The sequence below is a fragment of the Enterobacter cloacae complex sp. FDA-CDC-AR_0132 genome, from assembly GCF_003010695.1.
GTDB lineage: Bacteria > Pseudomonadota > Gammaproteobacteria > Enterobacterales > Enterobacteriaceae > Enterobacter > Enterobacter ludwigii.
The window spans coordinates 4,243,918-4,257,187 of sequence record NZ_CP027618.1; the positions used below are offsets into that span (position 1 = coordinate 4,243,918).

General features: G+C 54.0%; 14 protein-coding genes. 5 read left to right on the plus strand and 9 right to left on the minus strand.

The window, feature by feature from the left end; genetic code table 11:
- Positions 1 to 16: 16 nt before the first annotated feature.
- The 9 genes from AM379_RS20515 to pspA form a co-directional block, all read right to left on the minus strand.
- A complete protein-coding gene (locus AM379_RS20515; RefSeq protein WP_106504171.1) occupies positions 17 to 1,069 on the minus strand; it encodes a zinc-dependent alcohol dehydrogenase in 1,053 nt (350 codons plus the stop codon).
- 28 nt (positions 1,070 to 1,097) lie between these two features.
- The gene (locus tag AM379_RS20520; protein WP_032678280.1) at positions 1,098 to 1,940 is read right to left on the minus strand and encodes a carbohydrate ABC transporter permease; all 843 of its coding nucleotides are present in this window, start codon (positions 1,938 to 1,940) and stop codon (positions 1,098 to 1,100) included.
- Entirely contained in the window at positions 1,927 to 2,808 is an 882-nt protein-coding gene (locus AM379_RS20525; RefSeq protein ID WP_025204014.1) for a carbohydrate ABC transporter permease, read from the minus strand. Before AM379_RS20525 ends, AM379_RS20520 begins: the two co-directional genes overlap by 14 nt.
- Before the next feature lie 22 nt (positions 2,809 to 2,830).
- The gene (locus tag AM379_RS20530; RefSeq protein ID WP_106504172.1) at positions 2,831 to 4,123 is read right to left on the minus strand and encodes an ABC transporter substrate-binding protein; all 1,293 of its coding nucleotides are present in this window, start codon (positions 4,121 to 4,123) and stop codon (positions 2,831 to 2,833) included.
- A gap of 15 nt (positions 4,124 to 4,138) precedes the next feature.
- On the minus strand, positions 4,139 to 5,836 hold the full coding sequence (locus AM379_RS20535) for a sugar phosphorylase (RefSeq protein ID WP_106504173.1): 1,698 nt from the start codon (positions 5,834 to 5,836) through the stop codon (positions 4,139 to 4,141).
- Positions 5,837 to 6,021: 185 nt separating this feature from the next.
- Entirely contained in the window at positions 6,022 to 6,246 is a 225-nt protein-coding gene (gene pspD / locus AM379_RS20540) for a phage shock protein PspD (RefSeq protein ID WP_014170342.1), read from the minus strand.
- Between the two features lie 12 nt (positions 6,247 to 6,258).
- Entirely contained in the window at positions 6,259 to 6,618 is a 360-nt protein-coding gene (pspC, locus tag AM379_RS20545; RefSeq protein WP_025204012.1) for an envelope stress response membrane protein PspC, read from the minus strand.
- Positions 6,618 to 6,842 (minus strand): envelope stress response membrane protein PspB, encoded by a 225-nt coding sequence (gene pspB, locus AM379_RS20550; RefSeq protein WP_025204011.1) that lies wholly within the window; start codon positions 6,840 to 6,842, stop codon positions 6,618 to 6,620. Before pspB ends, pspC begins: the two co-directional genes overlap by 1 nt.
- 54 nt (positions 6,843 to 6,896) lie before the next feature.
- Entirely contained in the window at positions 6,897 to 7,565 is a 669-nt protein-coding gene (pspA, locus tag AM379_RS20555) for a phage shock protein PspA (protein WP_014170345.1), read from the minus strand.
- Positions 7,566 to 7,731: 166 nt separating this feature from the next.
- Here pspA and pspF point away from each other — a divergent pair, with 166 nt between their 5' ends.
- From pspF to sapD, 5 genes are all read left to right on the plus strand, one after another.
- Complete coding sequence (gene pspF, locus AM379_RS20560; RefSeq protein WP_032678284.1) at positions 7,732 to 8,709, plus strand: phage shock protein operon transcriptional activator; 978 nt, start codon at positions 7,732 to 7,734, stop codon at positions 8,707 to 8,709.
- Positions 8,710 to 8,797: 88 nt separating this feature from the next.
- The gene (gene sapA / locus AM379_RS20565) at positions 8,798 to 10,438 is read left to right on the plus strand and encodes an ABC transporter substrate-binding protein SapA (RefSeq protein WP_020882454.1); all 1,641 of its coding nucleotides are present in this window, start codon (positions 8,798 to 8,800) and stop codon (positions 10,436 to 10,438) included.
- Positions 10,435 to 11,400 (plus strand): putrescine export ABC transporter permease SapB, encoded by a 966-nt coding sequence (gene sapB, locus AM379_RS20570; RefSeq protein WP_014170348.1) that lies wholly within the window; start codon positions 10,435 to 10,437, stop codon positions 11,398 to 11,400. Before sapA ends, sapB begins: the two co-directional genes overlap by 4 nt.
- Positions 11,387 to 12,277, plus strand: a complete 891-nt coding sequence (gene sapC / locus AM379_RS20575) for a putrescine export ABC transporter permease SapC (RefSeq protein ID WP_014170349.1) — start codon at positions 11,387 to 11,389, stop codon at positions 12,275 to 12,277. Before sapB ends, sapC begins: the two co-directional genes overlap by 14 nt.
- Positions 12,277 to 13,269, plus strand: coding sequence for a putrescine export ABC transporter ATP-binding protein SapD (gene sapD / locus AM379_RS20580; RefSeq protein WP_014170350.1), 993 nt, complete (start codon positions 12,277 to 12,279; stop codon positions 13,267 to 13,269). Before sapC ends, sapD begins: the two co-directional genes overlap by 1 nt.
- The last annotated feature ends 1 nt before the right edge of the window (position 13,270 follow it).

Here is a 13,270-nt window from a genome sequence, read left to right on the forward strand (position 1 = left end):
TGATGCTCTCCTTAGCTTAAAAAGTGACGCCCATCTTGATGCTCAGTTCCGGATGCTGATCGACATACTTCATGTAGCTCTCAGCGCTGGTGGTAAAGGTGACAACCGGGTCAATCAGATCTTCGCAGTTCAGATAACCGTTCATCAGCAGTTCCCAGCAGGTCTCTTCAATACGCTTGCGGCTCCAGCGCGGGTAATCCGGGTTGGGTTCGCTGCAGGCGCGCGAGAAAACGATTTTCGCGTTATTGAAGTGGGCTTCACGCCCCAGATTGAACCCTTCTGCGAACGGTTTCGCGAAAGCCACGTAGGAGATCGTTCCACCGTAGGCGAGCCCGCGCAGCGCAGACTGCAATGCATCGGCAAAACCGCTGGTTTCGATAATCACGTCAGCGCCCTGCTTTCCGGTCAGTTTTTTAATCTCCAGACCGACATCGGTGCCAAACGGACTGAGGCAGTAATCAGCCCCGTGACGGCGGGCAATTTCGCAGCGATGTTCGATAGGGTCGACACCGATGACGATGGATGCACCGGCTTTTTTCGCCAGCTGAATCGCAATCTGCCCAATGGCACCCAGTCCGACCACAACGACAAAATCCCCTACCCGCACGTTAGCATCACGCACGCCGCTCATGGCGAACTGCGCTGGGTCATAACAGACGGCATTTTTCCAGGAAGACCCTTGCGGCATTTTGCGCAGCTTGTAGTTATTAACGGCATTCACGATGACCGTCTCCTGCAGCGGCCCATAGCAGCAGACACGGTCGCCCGTCTGGTATTCCGTCACTTCATCGCCGCATTCGATAATGTCGCCAACGATCATGTTGCCCAGCTGGAACTTACCAAACTCAATGCCCCGCGCCGCGCCCTCTTCACGCGGGGTAAACATCTGCCACTCCGCGTTAAACTCCTCATCAATGAAGGGACTTGCCGCCCGGAAATCTACCACTTCGGTGCCGTGTTTTGGCGCGCCGAAGCGCGCACGAATTTTCACTTCATGGACGGCAACAGGACGATCTTCATATTCCACCAGCGCCGCTACACGAGGCGCTGTCGCAACTAACTTTTTCATGACTGACTCCTATTTAAAACTGGCCGCCTCAGCCTTTAACGCCACCGGCGGTCAAACCACTTTTGATAAAACGTTCAGACAGTGCGTACATGATGACCACCGGAAGCGCTGTCACCAGCGATGCCGCCATCATCCGACCCCAGATATAATCTGGCGTGCTAAAGAGGGTGTTCAGCCCAACCGGCAAGGTGAAATTGCTGGCGCTGGACAGGAAAATGGATGCAAACAGGTAGTCGTTCCATGCCACCATGAAGCAGTAGACGAACACCGACACGAGGCCGGAAATCGCCAGCGGAACGGTAATGCGGAAGATAATTTGCAGGCGGTTAAGCCCGTCCATCATCGCGGCTTCTTCTATTTCATCCGGAATGGTGTCGAAATAGCTGCGCAGCATAAAGACGGCTGTCGGCAGCGTCTGGGTCACCATGGTGATAATCAGCGCCAGCTCTGTGTCATAGATCCCCAGCGCGGTGATGATTTTGAACAGCGGCACCACCAGCAAAATCCCCGAGAACATATAGACGATGTAAAAACTCGCATTGATCGTCGTACGTCCTTTAAAACGCAGTTTGGATAACGCGTAAGCCCCCAGCGTGCCGAGAAAAACGGCAATCATCGACGAGGTCAGCGAGACCACCATGCTGTTTCTGAAGTAATCCACAAACGGGAAGATCAGCGGATTAAAGATGTCGATGTAATGCTGCAGCGTCCACGCCTGCGGCAGGATGGTCGGATGGAGCGATATCGCCTCTTTCGCGCTCTTAAGCGAGGTCATTAACATCACAAAGAACGGGAACAGCGTGATGATCAGAAACACCGCCAGCCCCAGATAAAAACCGAGACGACCCAGTACGCGTTTATTTGTTGCCATTGAGGTTTACCCTTTTTCTGGTCAGCAGAATGACGGCGAAGATGATCACGAACAGCACCACGGAGATGGCAGCGGCTTTCCCGAGGTCATTGAAGGCAAATGCGGTCTTGTAGAGATAGACGCCCAAAATATCGACCTTGGTGGTCAGGAGATAAACATCAGCGAACATATAGAACATCCAGATGGTTCGCAGTGTAATCACCGTGGCCAGCACCGGCATAATGGCGGGCAGCGTGACGATACGAAAACGCTGCCAGGCATTTGCCCCATCCATTTCCGCGGCTTCGTACAGCGATTTATCGATGGTCTGCAATATCGCGAGGAACGAGATAAACGCGTAGGGGAAGTAACGCCAGATGGCGAACAGCACCACCAGCACAAAACTGCTGCCCGGGTTGTCGAACCACAGCGGCGCCTGGTCATACAGGTGCAACAGATCGACACCCAGATAGTTCACAATGCCGTAGCCGTTGTTGAACATGTATTTCCATGCAAACACCAGCGAGATGGATGGTGTGACGTAGGACAAAATCACCAGTGAACGCGCCGTTTTCCGCAGACGAAATTCCCGGTTAAAAAAGAGGGCAACGGCCAGCCCCAGCGCCGTGCTGCCCATCACCACCAGGGCGGTGTACCAGAACGTCATCCACAGGGAGTGCCAGAATGCGCCATCGCTGAGGATACGAACATAGTTATCCAGCCCGACAAACACGGCGCTAATGCGCGGGTTAAGCGGCAAACGTAAAAAGCTGATTTCAATATTGGAAATCATCGGCCAGGCCACCAGGCCCCCCAGCAAAATCAGGCTGGGGGCCAACAGCAGCATGGCGAAAGGCATATCTGAACGACCAGAAAACAACGTCTTCATAATTTCCTTCCGCAGAGCGCTCCTATCGTTGTGAAATCAGGTCAGTCAGTCGCTTTTGGCTGTTGCTTAACGTTGCAGTGAGATCTTGTTGACCCACTGTGACGTTATGCACCATGGAACTGATGATGCCGGACCCCGTTACATCACCCATGCGGGTAAAGTTTTTGTCGCCCACGGCGCCAAATACCTGCACATTCGGGAACTGGGCGATAAGCTCATAGGGAAGTTGACCAAACGCTTTAATGACCTCGTTGTCTTTCCAGGAGTCCGTGCCGACGACCAGTTTGTTCACCGGCAGCGCGGCACCCGGGGACATCATCACCCAGTCAGACGCGTTCTGTGCCTGCTCCATCCAGGTAACAAACTTCTGTGCAGCCTGGGTTTCATCTTCTGTTTGACCGGAGGTGATCGTCAGCGATGTGACCATGCCGTAGACCGCTGAAGACGTTTCAGTCGGAACGACAAAGCCCAGGTTGGCTGGGTTGCCGTCTTTATAGACCGCCGGCAGGATATAGGTGGAATACACCGCCATCGGCGCCGAACCATTCATAAAGGCATCTTTAATCTCCATGACATCGTTCGAGCCCGGCATGGTGGTCGCGGCCAGTGCTTTATAGAACGCCAGCGCGTTCACCATTTCCGGGGTATCGATGTTGATTTTCCCGTTGGCGTCAAAAACGTTCGCGCCACCGGAAAGCGCAAACTGAGAAAACGCCTGCTCGGTCATCACGCTTTCTGCCGTGGGTAGCGCTATGCCATAGCGTTTTTTAGCCGGATCGCTGAGGCGTTGGCTGGCTTTCAGCAACTGTTCCCAGTTATGCGGCTCCTCAATACCCGCCGCAGCAAGCACATCTTTGTGATACCAGACGCCGGACAGCCAGGCGCTGATTGGCACCCCCGTCCAGGCTGAGCCGTCTTCCGTGCGAACGACACGTAAAATTCCGTCATAGAAGGTGTTTTCGCCCACCGCTTTGATGGCGGCGCTGATCGCATCCCGGTCCAGCAGCTGCTCTTTATCCATGACTTTTGCGTAGTCGTGGCTGACCTCAATGACCTCGGGCAGCGCACCGGTGCGGGCCAACGTAATCACTTTGGTGTTGTAGGCATCCTCTTCTACCGGTACCTGTTTCACCGTAATCGTCGGGTTCTCTTTCTCGAATTTTTCAATCAGTTTTGTAATTACCGCCTGACGCTCCTGTTCAACTGAGGAGTGCATAAACTCAATGGTGACAGCAGAGGGTTTGTCATCCTTACAGCCTGACAACAAGGCGCACGAAACCAGTGCTGATATCAGCACAATTTTGGGCATATTCATGTTTAAGGTCCTTTTTTAGTTTTCTTTAATCCACAACACCTGCCATGGATTAAGGGTCAGAGTCGTACCAGTAATATCTTTCCCGGCGATCAATTCCCTGCCGGATGGAATATTCGACTCAAGCGTTTGAACGCGATCGCTGAAATTAAATAACGCGGTAACTTTTTCGCCACTTTGCGCAATACGCATTATTTTTAATACATGCTCGCCTGCCGTACTAAAAAAAGCCTGACTGTCAGGGTGGAATGCTTTTTCTGCACGCCTCAGGGCGATTAATTCACGCAATCTATAATAGACTTTCTGCCGCAGGCTATTTTCGTTCTCAAGCTCACTGTCAATTGCACCGGCGAGGTATTTTTTGCGGTTAATCGCACGGTTATATCCCAGGCGCTCCACGCCCTCATAATCATTACGCGAGCCAAGAATACTTTGAATATAGACGGCAGGCACGCCGGGGAAGCTCAGGAGTACAGCATGAGCCAGAATAAACCGGGCAATACGGTGATTATCATCGCAGTCACTTGTGCTTAACGCATCAAGATAAGTGACATTGATTTCATACGGGCTTCGCGTTCCATCCGGATTGTTTTTCCAGTTGACCAGCGCCCCCTCGGCCTGAAGTTTCTCAACCAGCGAGAGGATCTCAGACTCGGGTAAAATTCCGCGTAACGGATTGAGGCCAATCCCGTCATGCGAGGCCAAAAAGTTAAACCAGGTGGTTTTCGTGGAAGGAAGCGTCAACGACGACGCCCACTGACACAGCGCCCGGACATCCTGACGGTGTACCGCATGCAGCACAAGCGGCGGCAAGGAGAACTGATACACCATCTGCGCTTCATTGTTGCCGTCACCAAAGTAGGCAACGTTGTCTTTATGCGGGACATTGGTCTCAGTGATTATCACCGTACCCGGCGCGACAGCCTCGGTAATGGCACGGAAAAGCTGGATAAGCTGATGGGTTTGTTCCAGATGGATACAGCTCGTTCCGGGTATCTTCCACATAAACCCAACGGCATCCAGACGAATGTAGCGCGCCCCTTCAGTCAGGTAGTGCAGCAGCACGTCTACCATCGCAATCAGAACCTGAGGAGAGGCAAAATTGAGATCGACCTGGTCGCTGCTGAAGGTGGTCCACAGGTGGCGTACGCTGCCATCGTGAAGCGTAAACGGCGTGAGGAGGGGCAAAGCACGCGGTCGCGTGACGGCCGACAGATCCGTTTCAGGGTCAACAGAAATGAAGAAATCGTTATACCCCGGCATTTGCTTAAGGTAATTCGCGAACCATTGACTTTGCGCCGACATGTGATTGCAGACGAAATCAAACATCAAACTGGCTGATTGTTTTAATTCGGCGATGTCCTGCCACGTTCCTGTTTCTGGTGCGACGTCGTGGTAATCAATAACAGAAAAACCGTCGTCAGAAGACCACGGATAAAAAGGTAAAAGATGAACATGTGAAAAGGAGTGAGAGAGCCACTTATTATAAAACCGTGTGAAAACCGGCAGGGCTTTCTCCCCTTCTGCCGAAAACTGATCGGCATACGTAATCAGGACAACATCTTTTTCATCCCACCCCATCTTACGCTTATCTGTAATAACAGAAATCGCGTTATCAATCTTTTCCAGCAACACCGAAAAATGGGTATCTGAAAATGATTCCCCGTAAACAAGATTAATGATTTCTTTAATTTTAGCCTGCATTTTATTTTCCATGGTAGCGGTCCCACGGAGCGCAATCTACTCCCATGAAAAATATCTGTCAACGGACCGGGACGCAGAAAAAGGCGATTGCAAAGCAGCTCAACGCAGTATTGTGAGCTGCCGCAAAGAAAGAAAGGGAAAGCGAAGAAGTATCGCTAGCCTGCCCCGAAAACGAGAAAGGCTAACGTACGCAGGAATTATTGGGGAAAGTAGCGGCGTGAAAGCCGTTTTGCCACTTTTTGCAGCAGAGGTTCGAGCGCCACAGCCAGCAACATTCTTACCGGCTTGCGGGCAACAGATTTTATCGCCCAACCCGCCACACCTGCCGGGCCGAAACGTAATGCCGTCAGCAGGACCAGTTTACCTGCGATTTTCAGGCCGGGTTTTACCTTCTGACCGGCCTGTTGCCAGTTTTGCTTCATGTATATTCTCTCTTAAAGCTGACGAAAACGGCTTCTCAGCGTGAAGGTGTCAGACGTGACATAGCGCTCCATCTCACGTAACCGCTTCTCCCCAGCGGCGAGTTGATCGTCAACCGCGTTGAGAAGATCGTTGCTGGTCGGTGCGCCTTCTGCGGCCAGTTCACCTTCCGGCATCGGGTCGAGTACAAACGACAGCACGATGTACGCCACCAGGGTGATAAACGCCAGACCGAAGAAGATCGACAGCACTGTTACCACGCGAACCAGTTTGACCGGGACATCAAGATAATGGGCCAGTCCGGCACAGACGCCGCGTACCATTCCATGCTGCGGAATGCGCCACAATTTTTTGTTCAGGTTCAGTCCGGCCATTAACGGTCCCTCCAGTTTGGATGTTCTGCATCGAGGATATCTTCCAGCGCCTGAATGCGTTCGCGCATTTTATTCGCCTGTTCGGTCAGCTGTACGAGACGCTGTTGTTCACTCTGGGAAAGTTCACCACGTGAAGAACGGTTGCTGTAGTGCAGCCATAACCAAATCGGCAGGACAAACAGCACGAAAATGGTCAGGGGAATAGCCAGAAAAAGCGCGCTCATGTGTACTCCTTGTCTTACGATGCGTGGCGGCACGCTCAGGTGCCGCACAAATTATTATTGGTTGTCTTGCTTCATTTTGGCTTTCAGCGCAGCAAGTTGCTCGCTGATTTCATCGTCCGCTTTCAGGTCAGCGAACTGCTGATCCAGTGACTTTTGTTTACCAATGCTGTGACTTTCCGCTTCCGCTTCCATATGGTCGATACGGCGTTCAAACGACTCAAAACGTGCCATTGCTTCATCCAGCTTACCGCTATCCAGCTGGCGACGTACATCGCGGGATGAGCTTGCCGCCTGGTGGCGCAATGCCAGCGCCTGCTGACGCGCACGCGTTTCGTTCAGTTTATTCTCAAGCTCACCAATCTCTTTCTTCATACGCGAAAGGGTATCATCGACCAGTGTGACTTCATGCTCGAGCGTCGCGACCATGTCTGCCAGCTTCTGTTTTTCAATCAGCGCGGCGCGGGCCAGGTCTTCTTTATCTTTACGCAGCGCAAGTTCTGCTTTTTCCTGCCATTCGTTAAGCTGAGCGGTCGCCTGCTCAATGCGGCGCGTTAACTGTTTTTTCTCAGCCAGCGCACGGGCGGAGGTAGAACGCACTTCAACCAGCGTATCTTCCATTTCCTGAATCATCAGGCGCACCAGCTTCTGCGGATCTTCCGCTTTCTCAAGCAGTGAGTTGATATTGGCGTTCACGATGTCGGCGAAACGAGAAAAAATACCCATAATGTGATCCTCATAGTTCTGTTATCGGGCGATGCCCTGCTAAATAGCTAATACAAATACCGTGCCAAGTTTTTATCTTGTTGATTTTATTTGATGTGGTTGATTTCCAGGCATCGGCACACTATGCTCACCTGGTGAATATCACTAAGGAGTGGTTAATTTCATCATGGCTGGATACAAAGACAATTTACTCGGCGAAGCCAACAGTTTTCTGGAAGTCCTCGAACAGGTCTCCCGTCTCGCGCCGCTCAACAAGCCAGTGCTTATTATCGGTGAGCGCGGCACGGGTAAGGAACTGATTGCTAACCGTCTACATTATTTATCCGGACGCTGGGATGGCCCCTTCATTTCGCTTAACTGCGCGGCGTTGAATGAAAATCTGCTCGACACGGAGCTTTTCGGTCATGAAGCCGGTGCTTTTACCGGTGCCCAAAAACGCCATCCGGGTCGTTTTGAACGCGCCGACGGCGGCACGCTGTTTCTTGATGAACTGGCCACCGCGCCCATGCTGGTACAGGAAAAGCTGCTGCGCGTGATTGAGTATGGCGAGCTGGAGCGTGTCGGCGGTAGCCAGCCGTTGCAGGTCAACGTGCGTCTGGTGTGCGCGACCAATGCCAACCTCCCGCAAATGGTGGCAGAGGATAAATTCCGTGCCGACCTGCTCGACCGGCTGGCCTTTGACGTCGTTCAGCTCCCGCCGCTGCGCGAGCGAAGAAGCGACATCATGCTGCTGGCAGAGCAGTTTGCGATTCAGATGTGTCGCGAGCTCGGCCTGCCGCTTTTTCCGGGGTTCAGCGAGTATGCAAAGGAGACACTCCTCGCTTACCACTGGCCGGGAAATATCCGTGAGTTAAAAAACGTCGTGGAGCGTTCTGTCTATCGCCACGGCAGCAGTGAGACCGAGCTGGATAACATTATTCTCGATCCTTTTCAGCGTAGCCCGCAGCCAGCTTCCGCCCCGCCCGCGTCCGGAGCTTCCCCTGCACTTCCCCTGGATTTGCGGCAGTTCCAGCATGAACAGGAACAACAGCTGCTTGAGCAGAGCCTGAAGGTGGCGAAATATAACCAGAAACGGGCGGCTGAACTCCTGGGTCTGACCTACCATCAATTAAGGGCATTGCTCAAAAAGCATCAAATGCGCTGACAATATCAGCACTTACCCGCAGACATTTTTACGAAGCAGGCGTAAGTGCGATACACTTTGCAGATCGAACCTAAAAACCTTAAGAATTATGCGTCTGGTTTTATCGTCCTTCTTTGCACTTGGTCTGTTCAGCAGCCTGGCGTTTGCTGCGCCCGAACCCGCTACGCAACCTGATATTCGCGACAGCGGCTTCGTCTATTGCGTAAGCGGTCAGGTTGATACATTTAACCCGCAAAAAGCGGGCAGCGGCCTGATTGTGGATACCCTTGCCGCGCAACTCTATGACCGTCTGCTTGATGTGGATCCCTACACCTACCGTCTGGTGCCAGAGCTTGCCGAAAGCTGGGAAGTCCTGGATAACGGCGCGACCTACCGTTTCCACCTACGCGATGATGTCGCATTTCAGCACACGCCTTGGTTTACCCCAACGCGCAAACTGAACGCAGATGATGTGGTCTTTACGTTCCAGCGTATCTTTAACCGTAATCACCCGTGGCATAACGTTAACGGCAGCAACTTCCCCTACTTCGACAGCCTGCAGTTTGCCGATACCGTTAAAAGCGTTCGCAAGCTGGATAACCGCACGGTGGAGTTTTCGCTGAAGCGCCCGGATGCCTCTTTCCTCTGGCACCTGGCCACCCACTATGCGTCCGTTATGTCTGCTGAGTACGCCGCGAACCTGAGCAAAATCGATCGTCAGGAGTTAATCGACCGTCAGCCAGTCGGTACCGGTCCGTTCCAGCTGGCCGAATATCGCTCCGGACAATATATCCGCCTGCAGCGCCATGCGCATTTCTGGCGCGGCACGCCGCTGATGCCACAGGTAGTGGTCGATCTTGGCTCTGGCGGGACGGGGCGTTTATCAAAACTGCTGACCGGGGAGTGCGACGTACTGGCGTGGCCTGCTGCCAGTCAGCTCACCATTTTGCGCGACGATCCGCGTTTGCGCCTGACGTTACGCCCCGGCATGAACATCGCCTATCTGGCGTTTAATACCGATAAGCCGCCGCTGAACAACCCTGCCGTACGCCACGCGCTGGCGCTGGCCATCAACAACCAACGTCTGATGCAGTCGATCTATTACGGTACGGCAGAAACCGCCGCCTCTATTTTGCCACGAGCCTCGTGGGCCTATGACAGTGAAGCTAAAATTACGGAATACAACCCGGCAAAAGCGCGTGAACAGCTGAAAGCGCTGGGGGCAGAAAACCTGACGCTGCAACTCTGGGTACCGACCAGCTCTCAGGCCTGGAACCCAAGCCCGCTGAAGACCGCCGAGCTGTTGCAGGCAGATATGGCGCAGGTGGGGGTGAAAGTGATCATCGTGCCGGTTGAGGGTCGTTTCCAGGAGGCGCGCCTGATGGACATGAACCATGATTTAACCCTGACAGGCTGGGCGACCGACAGTAATGACCCGGACAGCTTCTTCCGTCCGTTGCTGAGCTGTGCGGCGATTAACTCCCAGACCAACTACGCCCACTGGTGCAACCGGGAATTTGACGGCGTGCTGCAAAAAGCGCTGGCGTCCCAACAGCTGGCGTCACGCATAGACGCCTATGATGAAGCGCAGAAGATCCTTGCCGAAGAGCTGCCCGTGCTGCCGCTGGCCTCGTCCCTGCGCCTGCAGGCCTATCGCTATGATATTAAAGGCCTGGTGTTGAGTCCGTTCGGCAACGCCTCCTTCGCCGGCGTGTCTCGAGAAAAAGAACAAGAGGTGAAAAAACCATGATCATTTTTACCTTGCGCCGCCTTCTGCTGCTGTTGGTGACGCTCTTTTTCCTGACCTTTGTTGGTTTCAGCCTGAGCTATTTCACCCCGCACGCCCCGCTCCAGGGGTCGTCGCTGTGGGATGCGTGGCTCTTCTGGTTTAACGGTCTGCTGCACTGGGATTTCGGTGTTTCAAGCATCAACGGGCAGCTCATCTCCGAGCAGCTGAAGGAGGTTTTCCCGGCGACAATGGAGCTGTGCATTCTGGCGTTCGGTTTTGCCTTAATGGTTGGTATTCCGGTAGGGATGCTGGCAGGGATTTATCGCAACAAATGGCAGGATAAATTTATCAGCGCCCTCGCCCTGCTCGGCTTCTCGATCCCGATCTTCTGGCTGGCGCTGCTGCTGACGCTTTTCTTCTCCCTCAACCTGGGCTGGCTGCCGGTTTCTGGCCGTTTTGACCTGTTGTATACGGTAAAAACGGTGACCGGGTTTGCTATCGTTGACGCCTGGCTGTCTGATTCAGCCTGGCGACATGAGATGATCGTCAGCGCCGTACGCCATATGGTCTTGCCGGTACTGACGCTGGCGGTGGCACCGACAACCGAAGTGATTCGCCTGATGCGCCTGAGCACCATCGAGGTGTTCGATCAGAACTATGTCAAAGCGGCCGCCACGCGCGGCTTATCGCGCCTGACTATCTTGCGCCGTAATGTGCTGCATAACGCCCTGCCACCTGTTATCCCGCGACTGGGGCTCCAGTTTTCCACCATGCTCACCCTGGCGATGATTACCGAAATGGTCTTCAGCTGGCCGGGGCTGGGACGATGGTTGATCAACGCTATCCGCCAGCAGGACTACGCCGCCATTTCGGCGGGCGTCATGGTGATTGGCTCTCTGGTGATTATTGTTAACGTGATTTCCGATATTTTGGGTGCTATGGCCAACCCGTTGAAGCATAAGGAATGGTATGCCCTACGATAACGTATACAGTGAAAAGCGCACGCCCGGTGCGCTGCGTACCGTGTGGCGTAAATTCTATGGTGACACCACGGCAATGATTGGCCTTTATGGCTTCGCCGGGCTGGTGTTGCTCTGCGTTTTTGGCTCCTGGTTTGCGCCCTATGGTATTGATCAGCAGTTCCTTGGCTATCAGCTGCTGCCCCCATCCTGGTCGCGCTACGGTGAGGTCTCTTTCTTCCTCGGTACGGACGACCTCGGGCGTGACGTATTGAGCCGCCTGTTGAGCGGCGCGGCGCCGACGGTCGGCGGTGCATTTGTGGTGACGTTTGCTGCCACCATCTGCGGTCTGGCGCTCGGCATCTTTGCCGGGTCGACGCATGGCCTGCGCTCGGCGGCACTGAACCACATTCTCGACACCCTGCTCTCTATTCCGTCCCTGCTGCTGGCCATTATTGTGGTGGCGTTTGTCGGGCCACACCTGTCGCATGCCATGTTCGCGGTCTGGCTGGCGATCCTCCCTCGCATCGTGCGTTCGGTATACAGCATGGTGCATGACGAACTGGAAAAAGAGTATGTCGTCGCAGCTCGCCTGGACGGTGCAACAACCTTAAACATCCTTTGGTTTGCCGTACTGCCGAACATCGCTGCCGGGCTGGTCACGGAGATCACCCGCGCCCTGTCGATGGCGATTCTGGACATCGCGGCGCTCGGTTTTCTCGATCTCGGCGCGCAGCTGCCGTCGCCTGAATGGGGCGCGATGCTCGGTGACGCGCTCGAGCTTATCTACGTTGCGCCGTGGACAGTCATGTTACCGGGCGCAGCCATTATGGTGAGTGTGCTGCTTGTCAACCTGCTGGGCGATGGTATTCGCCGTGCAATTAATGCGGGGGTGCAATAATGCCGCTTCTTGATATTCGCAACCTGACCATCGAGTTCAAAACCGGTGAAGGCTGGGTGAAAGCCGTCGATCGCATCAGTATCACCCTTGCTGAGGGTGAAATTCGCGGGCTGGTGGGTGAATCCGGTTCAGGGAAAAGCCTGATCGCCAAAGCCATCTGTGGTGTGGCGAAGGATAACTGGCGCGTCACCGCTGACCGTATGCGTTTTGATGATATCGACCTGCAACGCCTTTCTCCTCGCGAGCGTCGCAAGCTGGTCGGCCATAACGTATCAATGATTTTCCAGGAGCCGCAATCCTGTCTTGACCCGTCCGAGCGCGTGGGCAAACAGCTGATGCAGAACATTCCCGGATGGACCTATAAAGGCCGCTGGTGGCAACGGTTTGGCTGGCGTAAGCGTCGTGCTATTGAGCTGTTGCACCGCGTCGGGATCAAAGATCATAAAGATGCCATGCGCAGTTTTCCGTACGAACTGACCGACGGTGAGTGTCAGAAAGTGATGATTGCCATCGCGCTGGCCAATCAGCCGCGTCTGCTGATTGCGGATGAACCGACCAACGCGATGGAACCGACCACGCAGGCGCAGATTTTCCGCCTGCTGACGCGTCTGAACCAGAACAACAACACCACCATTTTGTTAATCAGTCACGACCTGCAAATGCTCAGCAAATGGGCTGATAAGATTGATGTGATGTACTGCGGGCAGACGGTCGAAACCGCCCCGAGTGAAGACCTCATCACCGCGCCGCATCATCCGTATACGCAGGCGCTGATCCGCGCCATTCCAGATTTTGGCAGCGCCATGCCGCACAAGAGTCGCCTGAACACCCTGCCCGGGGCTATCCCGCTGCTGGAGTCCTTGCCGATTGGCTGTCGTCTGGGGCCGCGGTGCCCGTATGCGCAGCGTAAATGTATTGAGACGCCACGTCTGACAGGGGCTAAAAATCATCTATATGCCTGTCATTTCCCGCTGAACATGGAGAGAGAGTGAA